The organism is Corynebacterium sp. FDAARGOS 1242, assembly GCF_016889985.1.
GTDB classification, from domain to species: domain Bacteria; phylum Actinomycetota; class Actinomycetes; order Mycobacteriales; family Mycobacteriaceae; genus Corynebacterium; species Corynebacterium minutissimum_B.
On sequence record NZ_CP069568.1, the window covers coordinates 2,605,337 to 2,632,148 of the forward strand.

Below are 26,812 nucleotides of genomic sequence, written 5' to 3' on the forward strand. Positions count from 1 at the left end.
TTCCGCAGGAGGGGAACCTGCGGAGCCCGCTCGATGCAACGTGCCTTCACTCGACACATCGCAAGGATTCACCAATGCCGAACACTGCGCCTTCTCAGAAGTCTGCTCAGCCCTCCAAGGCAGCAGGCCTGCGTTCCCCGTCCGCCGCTCGCAAGGGCCTGACCATCGCTGCACTGCCCACCGCCGTGGCCGTCGGCTTCGCGCTGCTACCTATGGCCAACGCCCAATCCTCCGGCTCCAGCTCCGGGGAGGGTATTACTGACATTCTGGGAAGCTCCAACTTCTCCGATTCCTTTGCGCCGTCGAACCCGCCGCAGCGCACCCCGATTGAGACCGAGTACCCGGACATTGAGGGCCTGCCGGACGGCGTGTCCGTCTCCCGTGTTGAGTACCTGACCAACCGCCACCTCAAGGTTTACATTAAGTCCGCCGCTATGCCGGACAAGGAGCAGGTCGTCCAGATTCAGCTGGCCCGCGACTGGTACTCCAACCCGGACAAGAAGTTCCCGGAGGTCTGGGCTCTCGACGGCTTGCGTGCCCGCGATGACGAGTCCGGCTGGACCATCGAGACCAACATTTTGTCCCAGTTTGCTGACCGTAACGTCACCCTCATTATGCCGGTCGGTGGCGAGTCCTCCTTCTACGCCGACTGGCAGAAGCCCGACAATGGGAAGCACTACAAGTGGGAAACTTTCCTCATGCAGGAGCTCATCCCAGTCTTGGAAAAGGCTTACCGCTCCAACGGCCAGCGTGCTGTTACCGGAATCTCCATGGGTGGTACTGCAGCTATGAACTTGGCGGAGCGCAATCCGTGGGCCTTCAAGTTTGTCGGTTCCTTCTCGGGCTACCTCGACACCACGACCACCGGCATGCCGGAGGCCATTACCGCTGCGCAGGCAGATGCCGGCGGCTACACCTCCACCAACATGTGGGGCGACCTCTACTCCCAGGACTGGATTGACCACGACCCGAAGCTGGGCATTGAGAACCTCAAGGACATGAAGGTCTACGTCTCCGCCGGCAACGGCAAGGATGACTACGGCCAGATCGGTTCCGTGGCTAAGGGCCAGGCCAACATGGCAGGCGTGGGCCTCGAGGCGATTTCCCGCATGTCTACTCAAACCTTCGTCGATTACGCCAAGCGTGCCAAGGTCGAGCCGGTGGTCAAGTTCCGCCCAACCGGCGTGCACAGCTGGGAATACTGGCAGTTCGAAATGACCGAGGCATGGCCATTCATTGCTGATTCCCTCGGACTCGACAAGTCTGACCGCGGCGCTGACTGCACCCCGGTGGGCGCTATTGCGGAGGCCACCAAGTCCGGCATCATTGGTTCCTGCGTGAACAACGAGTACGACGTCGCCGAGCGCGGCAAGGCCCAGGATTTCCAGGCTGGTACCGCCTACTGGTCCCCGGAGACAGGCGCCCACGCCATCATCGGCCGCATCGGCGCCCGCTACTCTGAGCTGGGCGGACCCACCTCCTGGCTGGGCTTCCCGACGACCGGCGAAGGCAAGACCCTCGACGGTCGCGGCCGCTTCGTCCACTTCGAGCACGGCTCCATCTACTGGACCCCGGAGAACGGCGCGTGGCCGATTCCGAAGGACCTCTACGATGAGTGGGGCAAGAACGGCTTCGAGATGGGCGACCTCAAGTACCCGACCTCCGACGTCCGCAAGGTCGGCGACGGTGTGGTTCAGGAATTCGAGAATGGCGTGCTGACCCACAACCCGGACGGTTCCTTCAACATCGTGCATGGCGCCATTGGCGCCAAGTACAAGGAGCTCAAGGCCGCTGAATCCGACCTCGGCTACCCCGTCGGCGAAGAGAAGGCCGTCAATGGCGGCTTCTTCCAGGAATTCGAGCACGGCAACATCTACTGGTCCATGGACTCCGGCGCGCATTACATCCTCAAGGGCGACATCTTTGACGAGTGGGGCAAGCATGGCTTCGAGCAGGGCGAGTTCGGCTGGCCGACCGAAGACTACAAGGAGATCCCAGCTGGCGGTCTGACCCAGACCTTCCAGCATGGAGTCATCCGCAAGGTCATGGGCAACATCCAGGCAGACAAGAACTAAGCCATGCGCACGCGACGACTAAGCTCCTCGGCCCGGGTGACAGCCGCAGCGTTGCTGGCCGCCGGCGCCCTGTTGGCCGGCTGTGGCTCCGCCACTGTCGACGAAAGCGAAGCCACCGAAACTTCCGTGGCGCCGCTCGAGCGCTCTGCCGGCTCGTCTGAAGGGGCGGAATCCTCCTCGACGTCGAATTCATCGGCAGCGAGCTCGAGCGACAAGGCCTCGTCCGGCAGCGGCTCCTCCCGCGGTTCCGGCGAAGAACCGGAGGACCGCGGTGCGCGCGAAATCTCCGAAATCCCCGCCCCCGCACCCGCGGAAGGCCCGCACCAGGAGTTCCTGGCCGCGCTTTCCGGCGACGGCGTCAACACCGAAGGTGTAGAAGATCAGCTCGTCGGTGCCGCCCAGGCTGCCTGCCAAGGCGATACTGTCACCGTGCCCGCCGTCGCCGGCCAGCTCATCGAGCAAGGCCGCAGCGAGCTCAGCCACGAGCAACTGACCCAGCTCATCAGCGAGAAGGGCAGCGCGCTCTGCACCGAGTAGGTGCGGCGGGGCGGTGGGGGATACGTCGTCAAGCGCACCCAGCCCCATGGCAGGGATTCTCCAGGGAATCCCGCACCTTCCCAAGGTAGAAATTTCCTTATGCGTAAAACAATCACCGTCCTCGCCGTCGTTGTCCTCCTCGTAGTCATCGGCGGCGGAGTGGTCCACTTCCTCAACACCCGCGACCAAGGCGAACCCGGGATTATCAGCGAACCCTCCGACACGCCGGCACAGCCCGCGGAGGAGCCTCCCGCACAGCCGGACTGGTGCCCGCGCTTCGAGTTTGTCTCCGCGCCGGGCACGTGGGAATCTGCCGCGGATGATGATCCCATCAACCCCGGTGCCAACCCGAACTCCTTCATGCTCTCCATCACCAATCCTCTTAAGGAGGCGTACGTTCCCGAGGACGTCAAGGTGTGGACGCTGCCGTATACCGCGCAGTTCAAGAACATCAACGCCCAGCACGAGATGAGCTACGACGAATCACGTGATGAAGGAACCTCCCGTCTGGAGGGCGAGCTGACCTACATGCACGAGACCTGCCCGGATACGAAGTTCATCTTGTCCGGCTTCTCCCAAGGCGCGGTCATTGTGGGAGATATCGCTGACCGTATCGGTGGCGGCAATGGTCCCATTCCTGCCTCCAGCGTGGCTGGTGTGGCGGTGATTGCGGATGGGCGTCGTCAAGAAGGCGTCGGTATCAATCCCGGCGCCTCAGTTGGCGGCGTCGGCGCGGAGATTGCGCTGCAGCCGGTCTCGACCCTGATCCAGGGCATCGTGCCGGGAGCGACCATGCGCGGAGCCCGCCCCAATGGCTTTGGCGAACTGGCCGACCGCACCTTCCAGATTTGCGCGCCCAACGACTCTATTTGTGATGCGCCGCTGGATGCCAGTAACGGGCTCGATCGCGCGATGGACCTCATTGAAGCCAACGGTGTGCATGCCATGTATGCCTCAAACCCGGACGTTATTGAGGGCACCACGGCCAACCAGTGGGTCACGCAGTGGGCTAAGGACACCATCGACGCACACTAAAATTGGCGCGCCATGTAACATTCGCCACGCTGCGTCTGATATTTTCAGTGTCAAAAGTACGTGACCTGTCTATCCCACAAAGGAGTCCCACATGGACCTGAAAGCATTGATCGGCCAGTTCTTCGACGAGAAGGGCGCCATCACCCTGCCGCCGCACCTCACCTTGGCAGGCTTGACGGAACACGTTTATGCCGCCGAGCAGCAGGCAGGAATTCCGGATCGCCCGGTCATGCGCCAGTGGGTCTTCACCGATAACCCGGAAGGCACCCCGCGTGACTTCACCCGCTCCCAGGTCAATACCCGTATCAAGGTGGTGGCCGCGCGTTTGCAGCAGGTAGGCAAGATGGGTGACCGCGTGGCCATCCTGGCTGGCAACTCCCCGGAATACATTTTCGGCTTCCTCGGCGCCATGTACGCGGGCATGACTCCGATTCCGCTCTATGACCCGAACGAGCCGGGCCACACTGACCACCTGCGCGCGGTGTTCGGGGATGCCAACCCGCCGATTGTTCTCACCAACAACGTCTCTGCGGCCGCCAACCGTGCGTACTTCTCCGACCGCCCCGCCGCCGAGCGCCCGCGCATCATCTCTATTGATTCCCTGCCGGATTCCCTTGCCGCCAGCTGGGTGAACTCGTTGGAGACTGAAGAGGGTAAGGCCGCCCTCGCTGCTCTGAAGACCGCACCGGTGGATCACCCGGCCTTCCTGCAGTACACCTCCGGTTCCACGCGCACTCCGGCGGGCGTGCTGCTGACCAACCGCAACATCATGACTAACGTGCTGCAGATCTTCACCGCCGTGCAGATTAAGCTGCCTGCGCGCGTGATCTCCTGGCTGCCGATGCACCACGATATGGGCATCATTCTTGCTGTCTTCGTTACCATTCTGGGTCTCAACCTGGAGATTATGACCCCGCGCGACTTCGTCCAGCAGCCCAAGCGCTGGGTAGATCAGCTCAAGCGCCAGCCTGTCGACGCCCACCTGCAAGGCACCTACGCCGTAGTCCCGAACTTCGCCCTCGAGCTGGCAGCGCGGTATGGAGCGCCGGCAGCGGGGGAGGAGTTGGACTTCAGCAACGTCGATGGCATCGTGATTGGCTCGGAGCCGGTGACGGAGAGCGCAGTGAACTCCTTCTGGGAGACCTTCGGTAAGGAAGAGTACGGCCTGCGTCGCGAGACCCTGCGCCCGTCGTATGGCATGGCGGAGGCATCCCTCATCGTCACCACGCCGCAGACCCCGGAGCGCCCCATCATTTCGCACTTCGACCGCGAGCGCCTGGCGCAGGGCGAGGCGGTCATCGTGGAGAAGTCTGCGGACTCCGTGGCCTACGCTTCCTGTGGCCAGAGCGTTATTGCCCAGGAACTCACCATCGTGGACCCGGAGACCCGAGCCGAGCTTGCCGACGGCCGCGTGGGCGAAATCTGGCTCCACGGCGAAAACCGCGCCGCCGGCTACCTGGGCCGCGAAGAGGAAACCTCGTCCACCTTCCACAACACGCTAGGTGAGCGCTTGGCTGAAGGTTCCCGTGTGCCGAATGCCCCGGAGGATAACAACTGGCTCGCCACCGGTGACTTGGCGGCGATTGTTGATAATCAGGTCTACATCACCGGCCGCCTCAAGGACCTCATCGTGGTGGCTGGTCGCAACCACTATCCGCAGGATATCGAAGGAACCGTGCAGGAGGCTTCGTCCCACGTGCGTGCCGACTCCATCGCGGCCTTCTCCGTCGAGGGCGGCAGCACCGAAGAGCTCGTCCTGCTGATTGAACGTGCGGATGGTGCAAGCTCCGCCGAGGACGAGGCTGCCTCCGAGGCCATTCGCTCCGCCGTCTCCTCGCACCACGGCGTGACCCCGGCGGCCATTCAGTGGTTCAACGCCAACGAGATTAAGCGCACCTCCTCGGGCAAGATTGCCCGCCGTGTGGCGAAGAAGGAGTACCTCGCTTCCTAGTCCGCGCCCTGCGCTGCCCACCCTGCTCACTATGGCTGGGTGGGATTTGTCGTGCATGAGGCGAGCTAGCGCCTATCGAGCTCACCGTGCCACGTTAGAGCAACCCCCACTCTCTCGCGCGCGCGTGCGCGCCCCCGCAACACTTGCCCGCGCAGCCCAAGCCGCCTACTCTCTCGCGCGCGCGTGCGCGCGTAAGTGTGCGGATCTGTGGCGAGTTTTCGCTGGTGGGGGAGTAAATGGGTATGTCGGTTATGAAACCTGAGTTAACGGAGTGAGATAATTGTCCGATAACTCGTATAGGAGCGTCGTCGAGCGCGCCTTCGTGCTGCGCACAATCGACCGCCTTGTGACCATAGTCCGCGTTAGAAAGCTAGAGATTTATGACCGTTGAAGAGCTTCGTGGCTGGCTGCGCACCTGGGTTGCGCAGACCACCGGCCTCTCCGCAGAGGAAATCACGGACACCAAACCGCTGGAGAACTTCGGACTGTCCTCGCGCGACGCCGTGGTTCTTTCCGGTGAATTAGAAAACCTTCTCGGCATTAAACTCGAGCCCACCGTGGCGTATGAGTACCCCACGATTGCACAGCTGGCGGAACGTCTGGTCAACGGCGCCTCCCACAGCGTGGCAGGGGAAGGAGTGTCGGCACCTCGCCCTGCCGCTCTCGCGGGCGGCGACATCGCCGTCATCGGCTATGCCGGCCGCTTCCCAGGCGCAAAGAACGTCGCCGAATTCTGGAACATGCTCGTGGAGGGCCGGCCTGGTACCGGCCCGCTGCCCGTGGGCCGCTGGTCGGAGTATTCCTCCGACCCGATTACCAGCGAGAAGATGGAGCAGCAGAACACCGACGGCGGCTACATCGATGACATCGCCAGCTTCGACGCCGAATTCTTTGGTCTCTCCCCGCTCGAGGCCGCCAACATGGACCCGCAGCAGCGCATCCTCCTCGAAGTGGCGTGGGAGGCCTTGGAAGACGCCGGGGTCCCAGCCAACCAGCTGCGCGGCACCGCTACTGGCGTGTACATGGGCTCTACGAATAACGACTACGGCATGCTCATCACCGCCGACCCAGCAGAGATGCACCCCTACGCGATGACGGGCACCTCCTCGGCGATCATCGCCAACCGCCTGTCCTACGCATTCGATCTGCGCGGCCCGTCCCTCAACGTGGATACTGCCTGCTCCGCCTCTCTCGTGGCCGTCAACCAGGCCGTGAAGGACCTGCGCGTGGGTGCTGCCGACGTCGCCCTGGCCGGCGGCGTGAACATCCTGGCCTCGCCGCATGCCTCCATCGGCTTTAGCGAGCTCGGCGTCACCTCGCCCACCAGTGCCATCCATGCCTTCTCCGATGACGCCGACGGCATCGTCCGCGCGGACGCCGCCGGTGTCCTTGTTCTCAAGCGCCTGGAGGACGCCGAACGCGACGGCGACAACATCGCCGCCGTCATCAAGGGCTCTGCCGTTAACTCCGACGGCCACTCCAACGGCCTGACCGCTCCGAACCCGGACGCGCAGGTCGACGTCCTCGAGCGCGCCTACGCCGACGCCGGCATCCGCCCCCAAGACGTGGACTACGTCGAGGCCCACGGCACCGGCACCATCCTCGGTGATCCCATCGAGGCCACCGCCCTCGGCCGCGTGCTCGGCCCAGGCCGCCATGCCGCCACCCCGACCCTTCTGGGTTCCGCCAAGACCAACATCGGCCACTCCGAATCCGCTGCGGGCGTGGTTGGCCTCATCAAGGTCATCGAAGGTATGCGCCATGGCGTCATCCCGCCGAACATCAATTACGCCGGCCCCAACCGCTACATCGACTTCGACGCCGAGCACCTCGAAGTGGTCGAGGACCCACGCGAATGGCCCGAATACTCCGGCCAAAAAATCGCCGGCGTCTCCGGCTTCGGCTTCGGCGGCACCAACGCCCACGTCGTCCTTACTGATTACCGCGGGCTGACCCACCAGGCTGCCCCGCAGGTCGCCGTAGGTGAAGGCCAGCCGGTTGCCCTGCCGGTCTCCGGCCTGCTGCCCTCACGCCGCGCCACGGCTGCGGCCGACCTCGCGGAATACATCGAGACCGAGAATCCGAACCTGCTCTCCCTGGCCCGCACCCTCGCCCGCCGCAATCATGGGCGCTCGCGGGCGGTAGTGATGGCGTCGTCAAGCGAGGAAGCCATCAAGCGCCTCCGCCAGGTGTCTGAGGGAACCGTCTCCGTGGGCATCGCCGCGGCGGATTCCCCGTCGGTACACGGCCCCGTCTTCATGTACTCCGGCTTCGGCTCCCAGCACCGCAAGATGGCCAAGGACATGATTGAGATGTCGCCGCTGTTTAAAGAACGTCTGGTGGAACTCGACGCCCTTGTCCAGCGCGAATCCGGCTGGTCCATTCTGGAGCTCGTCCACGATGACTCCCAGACCTACAACACCGAAACCGCGCAGGTGGCGATTACCGCCATCCAGATTGCGCTGACGGACCTGTTCGCCGCCTTCGGCGTGCGCCCGGCCGGCGTTATCGGCATGTCCATGGGCGAAATCGGCGCGGCCTACGCGTCCGGCGGCATCTCCGCGGAGGACGCCATGCTCATTGCCTGCCACCGCGCGCGCCTCATGGGGGAGGGCGAGGCCTCGCTTCCCGACGATCAACAAGGCGCCATGGCCGTCGTCGAACTCTCCGCCGAGGAGATTGGCGCCCTGCCCGGCAGTATCGAGCCCGCCGTCTACACCGGCCCCGGCATGACCACAGTGGGCGGCCCACGCGAGGAGGTCCTCGCGCTGGTGGAGAAGCTCGACGGCGAGGGCAAGTTCGCTCGCGCGCTCAACGTGAAGGCTGCCGGCCACACCTCTGCCGTCGACCCGCTGCTGGGAGAGCTCTATGCGGAAATCGCCGGCATTGAGGCCCGCCCGCTGCATACCACGCTGTTTTCCTCCGTGGACCGCGGCAAGGCCTACCGTCCGGGCACTGTGCTGCACGACGAAGACTACTGGATCCGCATGACTCGCCACTCCGTCTACCTGCAGGACGCGACCGAGTCGGCCTTTGACGCGGGCCATACCCAAATCGTGGAGATTTCCCCGAACCCGATTGCGCTGATGGGCCTCATGTCCACTGCTTTCGCCGCAGGCAAGGCGGACGCGCAGCTGCTGTACAGCCTGAAGCGCAAGGTGGACCCCACCGAGTCGCTGCTGGATGTGCTGGCCAAGCTCTACGTTGCGGGTGTCCCAGTGGACTACACAAAGGTCTTCGGCTCCGGCGCGCTTGTTGCCGCCCCCTCGACCCACTTTCGTCGCCAGCGTTTCTGGACCAACGCCCGCCCTTCCGCTGGTATCTCCGGTCTGCCGGGCGCGCGCGTCACCCTTCCGGAAGGTGCTGTGTCCTTTTCCACGAACGCGGACCAGGCGCCGAGTGCCCTGGCCATCCTGGAGGCTGCTGCCGAGGCCGTATCCCCGGGCGCGCAGATTGCCGCCAGCGAGGAACATGCGGACCTGCCGGCGAAGGGTGAGGTCACCACCATTGTGCGCCGCACTCTCGGCGGCCTGTCCGTGGCGGTGCACTTCGTGGATGGTGCTTCGACCAAGCTCATCGCGGAAGGTTTCGCTTCTACTCTGAATCTTGCAGCCCCCGCCGCCACCCCGGAGCCGAGCCTGCCGCAGGCCGTGACCGCGCCGCAGTTTGCCGACCCCGAGGTGGGCGTTGATGCGGTGCGCTGGGACCCGGAGAAGGAGAGCGTGGAGGAGCGCTTGGCGCTCATCGTCTCTGAGTCCATGGGCTACGACGTCTCTGACCTCCCGCGCGAGCTGCCGCTCATTGACCTGGGCCTGGATTCGCTCATGGGCATGCGCATCAAGAACCGCGTGGAGAACGACTTCCAGATCCCGCCGCTGCAGGTGCAGGCGCTTCGCGACGCCTCCCTCGCCGACGTCATCACCATGGTCGAGGAGGCCGTCGCCGAGCAAACCGACCCCGCCGCGCCGGCCACCGATCCCGCAGACGCTCACACTGCACCCTTCGCGCTCACCGAGAGCGACGACACCACCCCAGACGCCTCCACGGTGAGCGCGAAGGGCGGCGCAGACGAGGCACGCGGTGACAACCGCGGCGCGGATGGAGCACAGGACGACGGTGAGCGCGACGGCGAGACCGAGGGCGTGGGCGTCGCCCCGCGTGATGCTTCCGAGCGCATGGTCTTTGGCACCTGGGCCACCTTCACCGGCAAGGCCGCCGCCGGCGTGACTTCCGCGCTGCCGGAGGTCAGCGATGAGATAGCGGAGAAGATTGCCGAGCGCCTTACCGAGCGCGCCGGCATCGAGGTCACCGCACAGCAGGTCCAGGAAGCCGAAGCACTGGAGGCCCTGGCGGATCTCGTCCGCGAGGGCCTGGAGACCGAGGTTGAGGGCAACATCCGCGTCCTGCGCGAGGCCGATGGCCCCGCCGTCTTCATGTTCCACCCGGCCGGCGGCACCACCGTGGTCTACCAGCCGCTGACCCGCCGCCTGCCTGCCGACGTCGCCGTCTACGGCGTGGAGCGCCTTGAAGGCAGCTTGGAGGATCGCGCCGCTGCCTACATCGAGGACATCCTGCACTACGCGCGCGGCCGCAAGGTCGTGCTCGGCGGCTGGTCCTTCGGCGGCGCGTTGGCCTACGAGGTGGCCTACCAGTTGCAAGAGCGTGCAGCCCGCGGTGAGGATACTGCCGAGGTTGCCTTCATCGCTCTGCTGGATACCACCCAGCCGGCGCATCCGGCCCCGAAGACACTGGAGGAAACCAAGGCACGTTGGGGCCGCTACGCCGCCTTCGCCAAGAAGACCTATGGCCTCGACTTCGAGCCGCCCTACGAGATGTTGGAAACCGTCGGCGAGGATGCGCTCATGGCCATGCTCGCGGAATTCCTCAGCTCTACCGACGCCTCCGAACACGGCCTGTCCGCCGGTGTACTCGAGCACCAGCGTGCGTCCTTCGTCGACAACCAGATTTTGGGCTCGCTGGATATGGGAAGGTGGGCGTCGGTTAGCGTGCCCGTCATCCTCTTCCGCTCCGAGCGTATGCACGACGGCGCCATCGAACTCGAGCCGGCGTATGCGGAGATTAACCCGGACGGCGGCTGGGGCGTTATCGTGAAGGATCTGGAGATTGTGCAGCTGCCGGGCGACCACCTGGCGGTTCCCGACGAGCCGGCAATCGGTATCGTGGGCAAGCACATGGAGGATTGGATCGAGGAGAAGATTCGGAAGTGACTAGCACCGCTGACAAGCTAGCGGACCTGCGCGAGCGCCTCGAGCGTGCCCAGGACCCCGGCAGCGAGCGCTCCCGTGCCCGCCGCGACGAGGCCGGACGTTCCACGCCGCGCCAACGCATCGCCGCGCTTCTCGACGAAGGCTCCTTCGTCGAAACCGGCGCCCTGGGCAAGACCCCCGGCGACCCGGACGCGATTTACTCCGACGGCGTGGTCACCGGCCACGGCCGCATCAACGGCCGCCCGGTGTGCATTTACGCGCACGATAAGACCGTCTACGGCGGATCCGTGGGCGTGACCTTTGGTAAGAAGGTTACCGACATCATGGATTTGGCCATCAAGATTGGCTGCCCGGTCATCGGCATCCAGGATTCCGGTGGTGCGCGCATCCAGGATGCGGTGACGTCTCTGGCCATGTATTCCGAGATTGCCCGCCGCCAGCTGCCGCTTAGTGGCCGCAGCCCGCAGATTTCCATCATGATGGGCAAGTCCGCCGGTGGTGCGGTGTATGCGCCGGTGACCACGGACTTCATCATCGCCGTCGATGGTGAGGCGGAAATGTACGTGACGGGCCCGAACGTGATCAAGGAGGTCACGGGCGAGGAGATTTCTTCCCACGACCTAGGTTCCGCCCGCCAGCAGGAGCTCAACGGCAACGTCTCCGTTGTGGTGCCCTCGGAGGATGATGCCTTCGATTTGGTTCGTGACTTGCTGGATCATTTGCCGTTGACCTGCTTCGATGAGGCGCCGGTCTTCGACGCGCCGTCTGATGAAGAGGTGGCCCAGGACACCGAGTTGGATTCCTTCATGCCGGATGACACGAATGCCGGCTACGACATGATGGACCTGCTCACGCAGCTTGGCGACGACGACGAGCTCATCGAAATCCAGGAAAACTACGCCCCCAACGTCATCACCGCCTTTGGGCGCATCGATGGCAAGGCCGTGGGCTTTGTGGCGAATAACCCGATGCATTCGGCGGGTTGTATCGATGCTGACGCCGCCGATAAAGGTGGACGGTTTATCCGTATTTGCGATGCCTACAACATCCCGCTGGTCTTCGTGGTGGATACGCCGGGTTACCTGCCGGGCGTGGACCAGGAGAAGGCGGGCTTGATTCACCGCGGCGCGAAGTTCGCGTTTGCCGTGGTGGAGGCTACCGTGCCGAAGGTATCGCTCATCGTGCGCAAGGCTTATGGCGGTGCTTATGCCGTGATGGGCTCGAAGAACCTGACGGGAGATATCAACCTGGCGTGGCCGACGGCCCAGATTGCCGTGATGGGATCGGCCGCCGCTGTGGTCATGATTGCCGGCAAGCAGCTCGAGGCCGCCGAGACCCCGGAGCAGCGCGCCATGACGAAGAAGATGTTCATGGACTTCTACGACGAGACCATGACCGCGCCCTATGTCGCCGCGGAGCGCGGATACCTCGATGGCATGATTAAGCCTTCCGAGTCACGTCTAGCCCTGCGCCGCGCGCTGCGCCAGCTTGCCGATAAGCAAGAGAAGGACCTGCCCAAGAAGCACACCATCTCCCCGCTCTAGCGCATCGCCAGCGCCGGCGGGATGGTTGCCCTGCCGAATCCTCTACTGGGGCGGTCAACCTTCTGGCTTGCCATGATGCTGCCGCGGTGCTGGGTGGGGGCTGGGGCCGGTTAGGGTCATTCCCCAAAAATTGCCGGATTTTTCGCGCAAGGCGTAACGTCAAGGGCATCCTCGCACGATAAACATTAAGTCTCGGTAATCGAATAAAGGAGAATCCTCATGCTGTCTAGCGTTATTGACCTCGGTGGCGACATCATCAACCTCGTCATCATGCTGCTCAACCGCGCCGGTGTTACCGTCTCCGGTTCCTCTCTGAGCTCGAAGTAGTCGCAGACCAGCGCCTGTAGCCCCTCCTGTGGAGGGGCTTTTTCGATCCGTGCTTTAGGGCCAGGCAGGACTGGGGCTGGGAACTGGAGGACCGCCACCGGGCGGCAACCAATGGACTCTGCCGTTGATGCGGTCGACCCGACCCCGGCCGGTGGGGCGAGTGGGATCGTCGTCATTAATGGCGTTGTGGTACTGGCATAAAGGCACCAGATTGGCGATGTTGGTAGGACCGCCATCCTGCCAGCGTTGTATGTGGTGCATCTGGCATTCCGTGACGGGTTTATTACATCCCACCCACGCACACGTCGGATGCTCCGCGCCCAACATGAGCCGCATCTTGTCGCTTGCGAACCGACTGGTGAAGTAGAGACTCACAGGGCCCTGTGAGGGGTGGATGAGAGTGACGAATCCGCGCTCGGCAAACTTCGCGCGCACGAACTCCGCGCCGGTCATCGTGCCGCCGTCGGTGGCTTGCAGGACGATGTCATCGCCTTCGCCGCGCGCAATTTTGTCCAGCTCGTCGAGGCGCACGATGACATGGGCATGCAGCGCCGGCGCGGGCGCGCCGCTGCCCTTAAAGACCTCGTGGGCGGCTTTAAGCAGGTCGTCGTTTGTCGCCCGAAGTGTGCCCACCATGTCGGCGATCGCTCGTGGACGGTCCGTAATCGTGATGCTGTGCAGACCGGTAGCGCTGCGGCGCACACGGACACTGGGGCTGGGCTTCGGGGTGAGCTCGGCAAGCCGGCGCTTCGCCACACCCGCAATCTCTCCCACTGGTGTTTCGCACAATTCCACCCGCAGGTCCCAGGCTTTGCGGGAATCTTTCACGCGCGCGACGTGGCGCTCGATGGTGAGCAGCGTATCGAGCGCGTGAGTGGTCTCCCGCGCGCGGCGCTGCTTGGCGCTGTAGGCGGTCTGCCCGAAATAGACGCGACGGAGCGCATCTAACTGCCGTGCCACCCGAGGAGTCGCGCCAAGTGCGATCATCTCATTGAGCGTGTGGCCTGCGCACAAAGAAACGACGTGCATGCCGCGTGCGAGTACCCCGAGTAAGTCCCCCAACTTCATGGCTCACACACTAAACCCGCTCCACCTATCCCGCAACCGGAGCAGCAAACGTCCAGTTCAAACGCCCATCCGTCAAGGTTCTTCGGGGTGCAAGCAGGTGAGTAAGACCAAGGGAATCAGACTATGCGATTCAGCGCAGTGGGTCCGCAGTTGGGTTTAGGCGCGGGAGCGGGAGGTAAAAGCAGCGATGGCGCGCCAGCCAAAGAGCAGCAGCGCCGACATCACGGTGGCCACGATGAGGAAGGACCAGTGCGGCAGGCGGCCGTTAACCAGTATCCACAAAGCCATGCCGCCAATGATGGCGCTGAGCCACACGACGACGCCTTCCTTCCACAACCCACTCAGCTTGGCTGCCATGATGATGACCCAGCCCACGAGCGCGCCCACGGTCCACGGCCAGAAGGCATCAAGCCAGGAGCTGAAGCTCAAACCGCCATGCGCCAGGCGGGCGAAGATGGCGAAGAGGGCGAGAGCGAGGACGTCGATAAGCGGGGCAATGCGCATTTAGGATTCCTTCCGATTCAACGCCGCGTAAGAGAAGCCATCGCGGGCGTAGTGGGCGAAGTAGATGACCCATCCAATGATAGTGATGAGCGCAAAGGAAATAAGCCGGTAGATGATGGCGGCGGAGGTGGCGTGCACCACGGTTAACCCTGTCGCCACCAGCGGGGTGATGAGGGCGGCCTCCACCGTGCCCACACCGCCCGGCGTGACCTGCGCGGAACCCGCCAGCTTCGCGGCGAGGAAAGCCAGGGCGACGCCAGCAATGGTGGTGTCATCAGCACCCGCACGCAGCCAGGGGATTTCCCCGGTCACTGCCCACACGGATGCCCACAGTGCACCCATATCAGCCAGTCGGTGCACCAGCGACGCCCCGGCAACCACGGCAAAGGGGCCGCGCGACAGGTGGACCTCTCCCAGGTTGCGGACCTCCTGGATGGCGCGATCCCGCTTAGGCCCGGGCCGCAGCTTGCGCAGCCAGCCCTCGAGGGTCGCCGGATGCGAGGTCAGCCAAAAAATTCCGCCGAGTGCCGCGAGCATGAGGACAATCGTTGTGATCAGCGATCCCAGGGCCATGTCGGCGTTGAGGAAAAACACCCCGCCCAGCCCAATGAGCGCGAGGAACATCGAGCTGATAATCGAAGACAAGAACAGGAAATAGCTACACAACGCCACCGACGCGCCCCAGCGGCGCTGTACCTGGAAAGTGAGCAAGGCCGAAAAGGCAGGGCCCGCGGGCAGCGTCGTGGACCACGCGTTGGAGGCCAGCGTGATGGCGTAGGTCTCGCGCAGCGGGACCTTGACGCCGCCGGCACCTATAAGCCGCTTCATCACCTCGGCCATGCCCGCGATGGAGAGCAGCGCGAAGAACACCACCAGCGCCACGGGGAAAGGTTCGGCGTGGCGCAGGCGGCGCAATCCCTCGGAGATGAAGTCCAGTTGGTCGCGGAAGAACCACGCCAGCGCAGCCAGAATCAGCAGGGAGATTATCCAGGTCAGCCAGTTCTTCTTATTCATCGACCATCCGTGGAATTGAGGCGCTTGACCAGCTCAGAGAAGGGGATGAGCTCCTCGTCAGTATCGGCACTGCGGTCCCCGCGTACGGCGGCTTCGTTCGCGGTGCTTTGCGACGCCCCCTCTTCCGGAATCTTGACTTGCTCCGCCGGTTCAGCCGGAGTTACGGGGGCCGGGTGCGACTCTGCCGGATCGGCAGCTGGAGCGTTGTCGCCGCCCAAGCGATGGGTCAGGCGGGTAAGGAAGCGCGGGGCCCACCAGTTGTCTTCGCGAAGCAGGTGCATGACGGCGGGGACGAGGAGCATGCGGACGATGGTGGCGTCGATAAGCAGGGCGAAAATCATGCCGAAGGCGATGTACTTCATCATCACGATGTCGGAGAAACCGAAGGCGCCTGCGACCACAATCATGATGAGCGCGGCTGCCGTGATGATGCCGCCCGTGTGCGCGGTGCCAGCAGCGATGGCCTCATCGGTGGACGCACCCCGGCGGCGGGCTTCCACCATGCGCGAGACCAAGAAGACCTCGTAGTCCGTGGACAAGCCAAAGACGATGGCGATGATGAGCACCAGAATCGGGCTCATCAGCGGGCCAGCGGTGAAGTTGAGCAGGCCGGCGCCGAGGCCATCGACGAACATGAGCGTCAAAATGCCCAGCGTGGCCCCCAGCGACAACAGCGTCATGATGATGGCCTTGAGCGGCAGGATGAACGAGCCAAAGACCAGCGCCATGAGAAGGAAGGTGGCCAGCACCACGTAAAGGGCCATCCAGGGCAGCGTGTCGAAGAGCGCATCGAGGGACTCGACCTCCATGGCCGGGGTACCGCCGACATAAAGCTCCACGCCGTCGGGTGCCTCGATGTCCTCGAGTTCGTGGACGATGCGTGCGTAGTCCTCGCGGTCCTGGATGCCGGCGCCGAGGACGGTGGTGCCGTCGACAGTCGCGGTCTTCGGGCCCATCGGCTCGGTGAGGCCCTGGATGGAGCGGGCTTGCATGACGACGTCGACAAGCTGCTCATTCGTCGCATTCTTCACCACGAGTTTGACCGGCTCGGTGCGGAAGGAGGGGAACTGCTCGTTGAACTGATCCTGCGCCACGCGCGCGTCCTGGTTGGGCGGCAGGTAGGTCTCGTTGATACCGCCGAATTTCACGCCCAGCACCGGCAGGGTGAGCGCGATGAGCAAGGCGCAGATGGCGGTGGTCATCAGACCTGCGCGGCCCATGGCCCAGCGCGGCATCCGGTACCACCAGGTGTCCTCGATGCGGCGCCCGCGGCGCGAAGTCTTGCGCACGGTCCACTTGTCGATGTTGTGACCCAGCATGCCAAACAGCGAGGGCAGCACCATGACCGAGAGCAGAGCGGCCAGGCCGACGGCGGAGATGGAGCCGTAAGCCACGGACTTGAGGAAGGCCTGCGGGAAGAGGAAAAGCCCGGAGAGGGACACCGCCACCATCGCGGCGGAAAAGACCACGGTCTGGCCCGCGGTGGCGGTGGTGATCGCCACGGCCTCCTTGACCTCGCGGCCCTTGTCCAGCTCCTCGCGGAAACGCGAGACCATGAACAGGCCGTAGTCGATGGCCAGACCCAAGCCCAGCAGCGTGACGACGGCCTGCGCAAACACGTTGACCTGCAGGAAACCGGCCAGGATGGAGAGAATGCCCAGCGAACCCAAGATGGACAGACCACCCACCACGAGCGGCATGAAGGCCGCGACGACGGAGCCGAAGACAACCAGCAGCAGCAGGCCGACGATCGGCAGGGCGGCTTTCTCCGCGCGGGAGATGTCCTTGGCCATGCCTTCGTCCAGCGCATCGGCCACGGCGGTGGCACCCGCTACCTGCACGGGTAGGCCGCTGGAGTGCAGCGAATCCTCGATGGCGCGGAAATCCTTGAGCGTTTGCTCGCCGTCGCCTTTCAGGCCGATGGCGGCGAAGGCCGTGGAGTGGTCCTGCGTGATGAGGTTTGGGTTGTGCTTATCGAAGTAGCTGGTGACGGAGTCGATTTGCTCTGGGTGCTGCGCCTTGAGCTCATCCAGGAAGGCCTTGGCCTCAGCGGCGTGGGCGTCGGGGTCATCGAACAGCAGGATGACGTCGCCGGAATTGTCACGGCCGAAGGTCTCCAGTTCGATCTGTGCAGCGCTTGTCGACGCCGCCCCCGGGTCCTCCCAGCCCTCCTGGCTCATCCGGTCACCCAGGCGGGTACCGAAGCCGAAGAAGAGGCCGAGGATGAGCCCGACGATAATAAGCGGAATGACCTTGCGGTGGGCATAGGAGAAGCGGCCCCAAGAATAAAACATGCGGCTCCTAACTGTGCTCGGGCGCGCGGTCCGGAAGCAGCGCGGACAGCGGGCGGAAAGGCTGCAGCCAGGCGCCGCCTGGAGGCAGATTATCCAGGTTAACGCGTGGCAGCGGTTCGCGGAAGACACCCTCGATGTCTTCGAGGTCGACGAACTCAATCTCCGGATGGGTCACAGCCCAGGAAGCGTGCTCGTGGAAGCCGAGGACGCACGTGGGCAGGCCGGAAGCAGAGAGCTGTTCCAGCAGGTGCTGGAAGTTCTGGCCGTCGGCAGAGGCCACGATGACACCGGAGAGGTTCTCGCGGTTGGCCTTGATGTATTCGACCATGTCGGGGTCGACGTCATCGTCCTCGTGCAGCTTTGGCTTGGCAAAGACGGCGAAGCCGACGTTGCGGATGGCCTCGACCCACGGGCGGATGACGTCGGCGCCGCCGGGAGTGACGTTGGTAAACACGGCGGCTTCGGGAGTGGCGTCGTTGTCGAAGGCCAGCTCCACCAGCCAGCGGCCAATCGCATCAAAACGCGGGCGGTGTGCGGAGGTGGGTCGCCCGCCCAAGATGGCGCCGAGCCCCATGTCCATGTTGGGTGCATCCCACACCAGAAGATAGGTGCCGGCCATTACTTCTTCTCCCACAGGTACTCGGTGATGACGTGTTCCTTATCCAGGCCTTTGCCCTCGAACTTGGTGATGACCTGGCGGTCGGTGAGGATGGGGCATTCCGGCCAGGGCCAGCCCTTGTAATCCAGGGAGGGCTCGACCTCCACGAGCTCATCAATCCACTCGGCGTAGCCGGCGTGGTCGGTGGCCACGTGGAGCACGCCGCCGGGTTTCAGGCGGGAGGCGAACAAGTTGAGTGTGCCGGACTGGATAATGCGGCGCTTGTGGTGGCGGGCCTTGGGCCACGGGTCGGGGAAGAAGATGCGGATGCCATCCAAGGACTCCGGCGCAAACATACGCATGAGCACCTCGATGCCATCGCCGCGCACCATGCGGATGTTCTCAATATCATTGCGCACGATGGAGCCCAGCAGCTTGGCCAGGCCCGGCTTGTAGAGCTCGACGGCGATGATGTTGGTGTCCTTTTCCAGTGGCGCCATGGCTGCGGTTGAGGTACCGGTGCCGGAGCCGATCTCCACGATGGTCTTCGCGCCCTCGCGGCCGAACCAGGAGGGGATGTCGAGGGGGACGTCGGCAAGCATCTGCCCCAGCTTGGGCCAGTGCTCCTCGAAGAGGGCGTTCTGGTTGTCAGTCAGGGTGCCGCGGCGGAAGGTGACGTTGCCCAGGCGTGGGTAGTCCAGATCGTTGTTGAACTCTGCATTGAAGTCCGTCTGGAGGCCGCGGCCATGGGGCATCTCGGCGGCGGGGTTCTGGGAAGAGTCTGCGCTATTCATCGGCTTATATCTTTCCCTTAAGCAGGGGTTTGAGGCAACGTGCCGCGCCGTGCAGAAGGTCCCGGTCATGCCCTATCGGGCGAGTCGGGGGTAGGAGTACGGCCGTACGGTACGTGCCGATAGAGGATTTTTCACCCCCGTGCAGGGGTGAGTTTCTCCCTGCCGTGCTGTATTTCACAGTCCTATACCCTTGGGATAGTCGGCGTGAGCTGGGTGGATATAACCAGGGTGGCCCTTATTACACATCTTGGTATCACCAGCGTCCGTACTCTGGAAGGCGAGACGTCGATGGTGGAGAAGATCCCCACCGACGCTAAGAAGTGCCCTGGCCCACCGAACACAGGAGAATATGAAATGACCGCAACTATTCCAGGCCTTGTAGGTGACTTGCCCACGAAGAATGAGAAGCTCATTTCGTGGATCAGTGAGAGCGTCGAGCTCTTCCAGCCGGAAGAGGTCGTGTTCGTTGACGGCTCCCAGGAGGAGGCCGATCGCCTCGCTGCCGAGCTCGTTGAGAAGGGTACCCTCATCAAGCTCAACGAGGAGAAGCGTCCGAACTCCTACCTGGCTCGCTCGAACCCGTCGGATGTCGCCCGCGTGGAGTCCCGCACCTTCATCTGCACCGAGACTGCCGAGGACGCAGGCCCGACCAATAACTGGGCCCCGCCGGCAGCCATGAAGGAAGAGATGACCGAGGCTTTCCGAGGTTCCATGAAGGGCCGCACCATGTACGTCGTGCCGTTCTGCATGGGCCCCATCAGCGACCCGGACCCGAAGCTGGGCGTTCAGCTTACTGACTCCGCTTATGTTGTGCTGTCCATGCGCATCATGACCCGCATGGGCCAGCAGGCTCTGGACAAGATTGGTGAGAATGGCGACTTTGTCCACGCTCTGCACTCCGTCGGTGCCCCGCTGGAGCCGGGCCAGGAGGACGTCGCGTGGCCGTGCAACGAGAAGAAATACATCACGCAGTTCCCGGCGACCAAGGAGATTTGGTCCTACGGTTCCGGCTACGGCGGAAATGCCATCCTGGCCAAGAAGTGCTACGCGCTGCGTATCGCTTCCGTCATGGCGAAGGAAGAGGGCTGGATGGCAGAGCACATGCTCATCCTCAAGCTCACCAACCCGGAGGGCAAGAACTACCACATCGCAGCCGCCTTCCCGTCTGCTTGCGGTAAGACCAACCTGGCCATGATCACCCCGACCATCCCGGGCTGGAAGGCTGAGGTTGTGGGCGATGACATCGCCTGGATGAAGCTGCGCGAGGATGGCCTGTACGCCGTGAACCCGGAGAACGGCTTCTTCGGTGTGGCACCGGGTACCAACTACGACTCCAACCCGATTGCCATGAAGACGATGGAGCCGGGCAACACCCTGTTCACCAACGTCGCGCTGACCGACGACGGCGATGTCTGGTGGGAGGAAATGGGCGAGGCCCCAGAGCACCTCATCGATTGGCACGGTAACGACTGGACTCCGGCTTCGACCACCAAGGCTGCGCACCCGAACTCCCGCTACTGCGTGCCGATTACGCAGTGCCCGTCCGCTGCGCCGGAATTTGACGACTGGAAGGGCGTCAAGATTGACGCCATCCTCTTCGGCGGCCGCCGCGCAGACACCGTTCCGCTGGTGACCCAGGCCTTCGACTGGAACCACGGCACCATGATTGGTGCTCTGCTCTCCTCCGGCCAGACCGCTGCCGCTGAGGGCAAGGTCGGTGCCCTGCGCCACGACCCGATGGCCATGCTGCCGTTCATGGGCTACAACGCCGGTGACTACCTGCAGCACTGGATCGACATGGGTGAAAACGGCGGCGACCGCATGCCGGCCATCTTCCTGGTCAACTGGTTCCGCCGTGGCGAGGACCGTCGCTTCCTGTGGCCGGGCTTCGGTGAGAACTCCCGTGTTCTCAAGTGGATTGTGGACCGCATCGAGGGCAACGTCGAGGCCGTTGAGACCGTCGTGGGCCACACCGCCCGCCCAGAGGATATCGACCTCACCGGCCTGGACTTCGACATCGAGGACGTCCGCGAGGCCCTTGCCGTCAACCCGGAGGACTGGGCTGGCGACATGGAAGACAACAAGGAGTACCTGCACTTCTTGGGCTCCCGCGTGCCGTCTGAGGTGTGGGACCAGTTCAAGGCGCTCAAGGAGCGCGTTGAGGCTGCCTCCTAACCTTTACTGTTAAGAATGCTCCCCTGCGGGGGAGCATTCGGCGTTTTACGGGGGTTAAGCGCGCAAGACGAGGACCAGGTTGGAGGTGAGGAACTCGCGCAGCACCGGCACCTTTGCTACCCACCAGGCCCACCACGGGTGGTAGCGCGGAAAAGCGGCGACGAGCAGCGTCGCATCACGCGACGATATGCGTCGCGCCCAGTCCAGGCCCTCACGAGCGGAGAGCGCAAAGAGCGAGGTACCGAAGACGTTCTTCGGCGGGTGGCCGTGGCGGCGGGTATAGCGGTCGCGGGCAAAAGCGCCGCCCACGTAGTGCTCCCACAGGCCGGTCTCGTGCCCGCCGAAAGGCCCCAGCCACACCGTGTAGCTCAAGACCACCAGCCCGCCGGGCTTGGTTACGCGCAGCATCTCCTCGCCCATGTCCCATGGATTCGGGATGTGCTCGGCCACGTTGGAGGAATACGTGATGTCAAAGGTGTCATCCGCAAAGGGCAAACACGTGCCATCGCCCCGCACAGCCTGGGCCACTGAGATACCGGCGGCGGCCATCTCGCCCACGTCCGGCTCCAGCCCCACATAACTGGCCCCGCGCTGGGCAAAGGCGGAAGCGAAATAGCCGGGCCCGCCCCCGACGTCGAGCACGCGCGCGCCGGTGAGAGGGAGGGAGAGGTCGTGGCAGAGGGCGTCGATAAGCGCAGCGGTGTCCTCAGCCAAACCGCCATAAAAGATGGCGGGCGCTGTCTGCTCGAAGCGGAAGGAGCGCAGCAGCCGCCAGGAGCGGCGCAGGGTGGCCAAGGCACGGGTGCGTTTCATAACCCACTAGGCTAGTTCCTCGACATGAAAATCCTTCTACTCTGTTGGCGCGATTCTACCCACCCGCAAGGTGGCGGTTCCGAGCGCTACCTCGAGCGCGTCGGCGAGTACCTCGCTGCCCAAGGCCATGAGGTGGTCTTCCGCACCGCGCGCCACATGAACGCCGCCAGCCGCGAGCGCCGCAACGGGGTGCTCTATTCGCGTGCCGGCGCCAAGTTCAGCGTGTATCCGCGTGCGCTGTTGTGGATGCTGTTTGGCGCGCGCGACTTTGACGTCGTGGTGGATACCCACAACGGCATTCCCTTCTTCGCGCGCCTGGCTACCCGCGCGCCCGTCGTCATCCTGACGCACCACTGCCACCGTGAGCAGTGGCCGGTGGCCGGACCCGTCCTGGCGCGGCTGGGTTGGTTCCTGGAATCCCGCGTGGTACCCGCGCTCTACCGAAAGAACACGTGGGTGACGGTCTCGGAGGCCTCGAAGCGTGACCTGGAGAAGCTGGGCATTCGTGGCGCGTACATCATTGAGAACGGCGTGGATCCCCTGCCGGAGCACGTGCCCACCTTGGAGCGCGAGGCCGATATCCACCTGGTGACGCTGTCCCGCCTGGTGCCACACAAGCAGATCGAGCACGCCATGGACACCGTGGCTAGGATTCCGGGCGCGATTCTGGATGTCATCGGTTCCGGCTGGTGGGAATCCCAACTGCGCGAGTACGCCCGGGCCCACGGGGTGGAGGATCGCGTGCGCTTCCGCGGTCAGGTCACCGAGGACTATAAACATGCGCTGCTCGCGCGTGCCGACGTCCACCTGATGCCCTCCCGAAAAGAAGGCTGGGGACTGGCAGTCATGGAGGCAGCCCAACATGGGGTTCCCACGGTAGGGTACGCGTTTGGCCTGCAAGACAGCGTTATCGACGGTGAGACTGGTGTGCTGGTGCAGCGCGAGGAAGAGTTCGCGCCGGCGGTACGCATGCTTGTCGACGACCCCCTCCTCCGCCGCCGTTTAGGCCACGCGGCGCGGGAGTTGGCGGCTACTTTTTCGTGGGAGAAAACCGGCGCGCGTTTCGAAGAGTTGCTAGAAGCGGAAGTGCGCACCAGGCGACGCTAAGCCCCCACGGTACGGGTGCCGGTTGGGCGTTCGTGGTGGCAACGATGCTTCCCTTTTCGACGACCGCGCCCACGCCGAGTTCCTCCAGCCGGTCGAGGTCGCGCGTGGTCCAGGCCTCGGCAGCGGCCAGGTAGCGCGGAGATGGCTCATCCACGGTCACGCCGTCGACGGTGAGCTCGCCGGAATCGAGCTTGTTCGCCGCCTTGGAGTAGGGGTCGAGGGCAATGCCGTCGTCGAGCGGCACCATGGCTGGGCGGTCGGCGAAGAAGGTGAGCCGCCCGTCGAGTTCCTCGGCGAGCTGGCGGTCGATGCCCGTTTCGCGCGGCTTCAACACGGCGAGTTCCCGCGGGGCATCAGGGGCTTGGAGCAGGCAGGCACACAGGGCGAGCGCGGCGGGTAGGTGGCGCAAGGCTCCGATACCCGCGACGGCCAGCGGCAAAGCCAGAAGAGTGAGCTTGGAGGAATCGCGCAGCAAACCCGCACCGGGGATGTGCTCGACGGCGAAGGCAGTCAACCCAGGCGCCAGCGCGCCGAGGATGGCCAGGCCCATGCCGGCAACTGCCAAAACTGCGAGGGGGCGCAGCTCGCGCCGAGGAAGGCGAGTGGCGCCCAAGACGGCGAGGACGACGACCGCTAGTCCCGCCACGGCGAAGCCGTTCTCACGGGAAGCCGGCACGGCGGCGGCATTCCAGATGCCGCCGAAACCAAGCAGTGAGCCGATCGTCCCCACATAGGCCTCCGCGCGCGGGGCGAAGGCCGCGGCCTGGGCGGCGGGGTCCCCAAAGGCGCCTGGATGTCCAGCCACGAGGCTTGGAACCAACCACGGCAGCCACAACAACACCGAGCCGCCCGCAAAAAGCCACCTTCTTCGCCCTTCGCGCTCACAGACAACCGCGATGAGCCCCCCGAAGAGCCCGCCGGTGGGCGTCAAGGACGCAGCCCACAACGCCAGCCACGCCAGACGGGGGCGCCCCTGCAGACAACCCCACGCGATCACGGGCGCTAACCATGCGGCCACCACCAGGGACCATTGGCCCTGCAAGAGGCGCTCAATGACGAAAGGATTGGCCACCGCGCACGCCATCGCCGCGGCCGCTGCCCACGGGCCAGACGTGCGCGCCCACCGGCACGCTACCCACGCCGAGGCACTCGCAGCAGCAAGGATGAAAACTCGAGCCAGCCACGCACCGCCGAGAAGAGCGAGCACGCCATCTTGCGGCGCATTGCGCGCAGGCAGGTCGCCGGCGCCGAAGGCAGAAGCGCTCAAAGCTGGCCGGTCAAGCAGCACCATATCGCGCCACACGAATTCACCCGGCAGCAGAAAAGGCCAGCACACCGCAAGCACGAGCACCCCGCCCCAGAGCCCAAGGGCCCAGCTCACCGCACGGGAACCGGACACCGGAGGAACAGAGCACTGCGAGGAGGACACAGCAGACGCCCTTAAGCGTTCTGGCCACGGCCACGCATGAACATCGCGGCCGCTACCGCCAACAACACCACGCCGATGGCCTTGCCCAGCCAGCCGACGATACCCAAGACCTTCACCGTGTCGATCACCCGGCGCACCGAGTCGAGGTGCTCGGTGAGGGTATCGGGGGACCAGGTGAGGGGGACGTCGAGAAGCGCACGCTCCTTAGTGTCATCGGCGTCGACCATGGCCTGGGCCTGGGTGGCGTCGGTGGCCCAGAAGATGCGCGGGTGTTGCACCTCTTTCACGATGGTGCCCGTGGTGGGCTCCACCCACACCGTGCGGCTCACCGCGTAGAAGGGCTCAAGGATGACGTGCGAAGCCGGCTTCAGGTGGTAGCGCTCCAGGGATTCCGGCGAGTAGAAGTCACCCGCGGGGCCGGCGCGGTGAGCATCAAAGCCAAAGACCTGGAGGAGCGACACCGGCGCGACGTCCTGGTGGAAGACGTAGGTGGGGATGCCGTCGAGCTTTTCATCGCGAAGGAAATCGATGGGCTTGGCGCTTTGCGTCAGGGGATCGAAAAAGGGATAAGAGCGCTGCTCCGCGCCGGCGGGAAAGAAATAGCTCATGCCATCGCGCTCGATCTCGCTGTCCACCTGCAGGTCAAAAGCCGGGATCTCGATGTGCTGCGTCGTGTTCGGGCCGGCGACCGGATAGGTGGATTCGCGGTTGAGCAGGGAATCCTCGGTGATGTGCACGACGGTCTCGCCATCGACGGTGAGGTCCATGGTGGACTGCGTGCGTGCCACCGCATCCTTGTCCGCAGGGGAGGTGGCGGTGTGCCGGGTCAGCGCGGTGCCGTCCTCGTTCGCGCGGACCTCGAAGGCAAGGTCCGTGGCTAGGGGCCTCGACTGGTTGTTGTACAGCGGCGGCAGGATGGACCCGAGGATGAGGAAGACCGCGGCGGCAATCGTCACCTGCGCTAGGCGCGAGCGAAGGAACACGTCAGCTCCGATCGGTCGAGGGATGTACTGCAAAAATAGTATCGTAGTGGGCCATGCGCTTTCTCCCTGAGCTCGAAGGCGTGCGTGCGCTGGCAGCAATGGCGGTCGTGGTCACGCACGTGTCCTTCCAGACGGCTACCGGCTGGGACTGGGCTGAGCGCTTGGACTACGGCGTGGCGGTCTTCTTCGTGCTCAGTGGGTTCTTGCTGTGGCGCCGGCGGCACGCGCATACGGCGCGGCAGTATGTGCTCTCCCGCGTGGCGCGCTTGGCGCCGCTTTATCTGGTGTGTGTGGTGGCGGTACTCGCCTTGCTTCCCGACGCCTCCCCCTTAACCCTCCCGCAACTCCTCACCAACCTGACCGGCACGCAGCTGTATATCGCCGATGGGCTGGTGCCTGGGTTAACGCAATTGTGGTCGTTGAGCGTGGAGTTCGCCTTCTACGCGGTGTTGCCTCTGTTGGTGTGGTTGTTGGATAAGCTTTCGGCGCGCCCGCGGGTGGTGCTTATTGCGGGTGCTGGCGTGCTGAGTCTGTTCTGGGGTTTCCTGCCGTTCGTGGCCGGGTATGAATCCGGCGATATCAATACGCAGATTTGGCCGCCGGCGTACTTCTCGTGGTTCGCGGTGGGGATGCTGGCCGCGGAGGCTGAGTCGGCCGGCGTGCGCGTGCGCGCTGGGCGGATCGTGCGTCCGGTTTGCTGGGTGGTGGCGGCGGGCTGCGTGTGGCTGGCCAGCCGCGAGTGGTTCGGACCGCAGGGCTTGGTCCACCCTTCACCGGACGAATTTGCGCGTCGCATTGCTGTGGGCGCTGTGTGTGGGGCCTGCATCGTGGTGCCGGTGGCGCTGGCCCCTCGGGAAAGCTGGCTCTCCTCTGCCGTGATGCGGGCGTTGGGCCGCTGGTCTTATGGTGTTTTCATGTGGCATGTGGCGGTGCTGGCCATCGCTTTTCCGCTTTTAGGCGTGTCGGCCTTCTCCGGTTCTGCCGGGGATTTCGCGGTGGTGCTGGTCTTTACAGTGGTGGTCAGTTGCGTGCTGTCTGCTGCGACCTACGTGCTTGTCGAGGTCCCCGGCCGCGACCTCATCCGCTCCCTTGCCCGCGGCCTCATCGCCGTCCCGCGTTCCCTGCCGCGCCAGGCAGATAGCCCTGCCGGCTCCGCTTCCCATTCCGCTACCGTGGGGTCCGCATCCCTTGCCAGCACCGCTGGCTCGACTGATTCTGCTTCCTAACTAGCCTTCTTGGCCTCGCCTCCGATTTCACAGCAGGCATCTGACAAAAGGCATTTTGTACAAGGCATCAGTCAAAAGGCGTCTTTGCTCCTAAAAACGCCATTTGCCCC

General features: G+C 64.2%; 18 protein-coding genes. 9 read left to right on the forward strand and 9 right to left on the reverse strand.

Going from position 1 to position 26,812, the window contains the following annotated elements:
- Window positions 1–74 precede the first annotated feature (74 nt).
- The 6 genes from I6J72_RS12430 (at window position 75) to I6J72_RS12455 (ending at window position 12,370) form a co-directional block, all read left to right on the forward strand.
- Entirely contained in the window at window positions 75–2,075 is a 2,001-nt protein-coding gene (locus I6J72_RS12430; protein WP_204099409.1) for an alpha/beta hydrolase-fold protein, read from the forward strand.
- Window positions 2,076–2,078: 3 nt separating this feature from the next.
- A complete protein-coding gene (locus I6J72_RS12435) occupies window positions 2,079–2,612 on the forward strand; it encodes a DUF732 domain-containing protein (RefSeq protein WP_204099410.1) in 534 nt (177 codons plus the stop codon).
- Between the two features lie 99 nt (window positions 2,613–2,711).
- Entirely contained in the window at window positions 2,712–3,647 is a 936-nt protein-coding gene (locus I6J72_RS12440; RefSeq protein WP_204099411.1) for a cutinase family protein, read from the forward strand.
- Window positions 3,648–3,738: 91 nt separating this feature from the next.
- Complete coding sequence (locus tag I6J72_RS12445) at window positions 3,739–5,598, forward strand: FadD32-like long-chain-fatty-acid--AMP ligase (RefSeq protein ID WP_204099412.1); 1,860 nt, start codon at window positions 3,739–3,741, stop codon at window positions 5,596–5,598.
- A gap of 380 nt (window positions 5,599–5,978) precedes the next feature.
- Complete coding sequence (locus tag I6J72_RS12450; RefSeq protein WP_204099413.1) at window positions 5,979–10,826, forward strand: type I polyketide synthase; 4,848 nt, start codon at window positions 5,979–5,981, stop codon at window positions 10,824–10,826.
- A complete protein-coding gene (locus I6J72_RS12455) occupies window positions 10,823–12,370 on the forward strand; it encodes an acyl-CoA carboxylase subunit beta (protein WP_042532625.1) in 1,548 nt (515 codons plus the stop codon). Before I6J72_RS12450 ends, I6J72_RS12455 begins: the two co-directional genes overlap by 4 nt.
- Window positions 12,371–12,751: 381 nt before the next feature.
- Here I6J72_RS12455 and I6J72_RS12460 read toward each other — a convergent pair whose 3' ends face one another.
- From I6J72_RS12460 to trmB, 6 genes are all read right to left on the reverse strand, one after another.
- Window positions 12,752–13,765, reverse strand: a complete 1,014-nt coding sequence (locus tag I6J72_RS12460) for an HNH endonuclease signature motif containing protein (RefSeq protein ID WP_204099414.1) — start codon at window positions 13,763–13,765, stop codon at window positions 12,752–12,754.
- A gap of 156 nt (window positions 13,766–13,921) precedes the next feature.
- Window positions 13,922–14,269 carry a DUF3054 domain-containing protein gene (locus I6J72_RS12465; protein ID WP_204099415.1) on the reverse strand — a complete coding sequence of 116 codons (348 nt, stop codon included), beginning with the start codon at window positions 14,267–14,269 and terminating at the stop codon, window positions 13,922–13,924.
- The gene (locus I6J72_RS12470) at window positions 14,270–15,283 is read right to left on the reverse strand and encodes a lysylphosphatidylglycerol synthase transmembrane domain-containing protein (protein ID WP_204099416.1); all 1,014 of its coding nucleotides are present in this window, start codon (window positions 15,281–15,283) and stop codon (window positions 14,270–14,272) included.
- The gene (locus I6J72_RS12475; protein ID WP_204099417.1) at window positions 15,280–17,577 is read right to left on the reverse strand and encodes an MMPL family transporter; all 2,298 of its coding nucleotides are present in this window, start codon (window positions 17,575–17,577) and stop codon (window positions 15,280–15,282) included. The genes I6J72_RS12470 and I6J72_RS12475 overlap by 4 nt, the downstream gene beginning before the upstream one ends.
- 7 nt (window positions 17,578–17,584) lie before the next feature.
- A complete protein-coding gene (locus I6J72_RS12480) occupies window positions 17,585–18,196 on the reverse strand; it encodes an NYN domain-containing protein (RefSeq protein WP_070673316.1) in 612 nt (203 codons plus the stop codon).
- Window positions 18,196–18,969, reverse strand: a complete 774-nt coding sequence (gene trmB / locus I6J72_RS12485) for a tRNA (guanosine(46)-N7)-methyltransferase TrmB (RefSeq protein WP_204099418.1) — start codon at window positions 18,967–18,969, stop codon at window positions 18,196–18,198. The genes I6J72_RS12480 and trmB overlap by 1 nt, the downstream gene beginning before the upstream one ends.
- Window positions 18,970–19,323: 354 nt before the next feature.
- Here trmB and I6J72_RS12490 point away from each other — a divergent pair, with 354 nt between their 5' ends.
- Window positions 19,324–21,144: a phosphoenolpyruvate carboxykinase (GTP) gene (locus I6J72_RS12490; protein ID WP_204099419.1), complete on the forward strand. Its 1,821-nt coding sequence runs from the start codon at window positions 19,324–19,326 to the stop codon at window positions 21,142–21,144.
- A 54-nt stretch (window positions 21,145–21,198) separates the two neighbouring features.
- Here the strand turns inward: I6J72_RS12490 and I6J72_RS12495 are convergent, their stop codons facing one another.
- Window positions 21,199–21,957, reverse strand: a complete 759-nt coding sequence (locus tag I6J72_RS12495) for a class I SAM-dependent methyltransferase (RefSeq protein WP_204099420.1) — start codon at window positions 21,955–21,957, stop codon at window positions 21,199–21,201.
- Between the two features lie 24 nt (window positions 21,958–21,981).
- On the opposite strand from I6J72_RS12495, the gene I6J72_RS12500 reads away from it, so the two are divergent.
- The gene (locus I6J72_RS12500) at window positions 21,982–23,064 is read left to right on the forward strand and encodes a glycosyltransferase family 4 protein (RefSeq protein ID WP_204099421.1); all 1,083 of its coding nucleotides are present in this window, start codon (window positions 21,982–21,984) and stop codon (window positions 23,062–23,064) included.
- Here the strand turns inward: I6J72_RS12500 and I6J72_RS12505 are convergent.
- Both I6J72_RS12505 and I6J72_RS12510 read right to left on the reverse strand, forming a co-directional pair.
- Window positions 22,988–24,493, reverse strand: coding sequence for a hypothetical protein (locus I6J72_RS12505; RefSeq protein WP_239107375.1), 1,506 nt, complete (start codon window positions 24,491–24,493; stop codon window positions 22,988–22,990). The two genes, I6J72_RS12500 and I6J72_RS12505, sit on opposite strands and share 77 nt — an antisense overlap.
- An 11-nt stretch (window positions 24,494–24,504) precedes the next feature.
- Window positions 24,505–25,476 (reverse strand): DUF3068 domain-containing protein, encoded by a 972-nt coding sequence (locus I6J72_RS12510; protein WP_204099422.1) that lies wholly within the window; start codon window positions 25,474–25,476, stop codon window positions 24,505–24,507.
- Window positions 25,477–25,529: 53 nt separating this feature from the next.
- Here I6J72_RS12510 and I6J72_RS12515 point away from each other — a divergent pair, with 53 nt between their 5' ends.
- Complete coding sequence (locus I6J72_RS12515; RefSeq protein WP_204099423.1) at window positions 25,530–26,702, forward strand: acyltransferase; 1,173 nt, start codon at window positions 25,530–25,532, stop codon at window positions 26,700–26,702.
- Window positions 26,703–26,812: the final 110 nt, after the last annotated feature.

Coding starts and splice junctions, on each gene's coding strand:
- I6J72_RS12495 (WP_204099420.1), bottom strand. CDS start 21,957: ATGAAACGCACCCGTGCCTTGGCCACCCTGCGCCGCTCCTGGCGGCTG.
- I6J72_RS12465 (WP_204099415.1), bottom strand. CDS start 14,269: ATGCGCATTGCCCCGCTTATCGACGTCCTCGCTCTCGCCCTCTTCGCC.
- I6J72_RS12500 (WP_204099421.1), top strand. CDS start 21,982: ATGAAAATCCTTCTACTCTGTTGGCGCGATTCTACCCACCCGCAAGGT.
- I6J72_RS12470 (WP_204099416.1), bottom strand. CDS start 15,283: ATGAATAAGAAGAACTGGCTGACCTGGATAATCTCCCTGCTGATTCTG.
- I6J72_RS12435 (WP_204099410.1), top strand. CDS start 2,079: ATGCGCACGCGACGACTAAGCTCCTCGGCCCGGGTGACAGCCGCAGCG.
- I6J72_RS12475 (WP_204099417.1), bottom strand. CDS start 17,577: ATGTTTTATTCTTGGGGCCGCTTCTCCTATGCCCACCGCAAGGTCATT.
- I6J72_RS12440 (WP_204099411.1), top strand. CDS start 2,712: ATGCGTAAAACAATCACCGTCCTCGCCGTCGTTGTCCTCCTCGTAGTC.
- I6J72_RS12460 (WP_204099414.1), bottom strand. CDS start 13,765: ATGAAGTTGGGGGACTTACTCGGGGTACTCGCACGCGGCATGCACGTC.
- I6J72_RS12480 (WP_070673316.1), bottom strand. CDS start 18,196: ATGGCCGGCACCTATCTTCTGGTGTGGGATGCACCCAACATGGACATG.
- trmB (WP_204099418.1), bottom strand. CDS start 18,969: ATGAATAGCGCAGACTCTTCCCAGAACCCCGCCGCCGAGATGCCCCAT.
- I6J72_RS12430 (WP_204099409.1), top strand. CDS start 75: ATGCCGAACACTGCGCCTTCTCAGAAGTCTGCTCAGCCCTCCAAGGCA.
- I6J72_RS12490 (WP_204099419.1), top strand. CDS start 19,324: ATGACCGCAACTATTCCAGGCCTTGTAGGTGACTTGCCCACGAAGAAT.
- I6J72_RS12450 (WP_204099413.1), top strand. CDS start 5,979: ATGACCGTTGAAGAGCTTCGTGGCTGGCTGCGCACCTGGGTTGCGCAG.
- I6J72_RS12515 (WP_204099423.1), top strand. CDS start 25,530: ATGCGCTTTCTCCCTGAGCTCGAAGGCGTGCGTGCGCTGGCAGCAATG.
- I6J72_RS12445 (WP_204099412.1), top strand. CDS start 3,739: ATGGACCTGAAAGCATTGATCGGCCAGTTCTTCGACGAGAAGGGCGCC.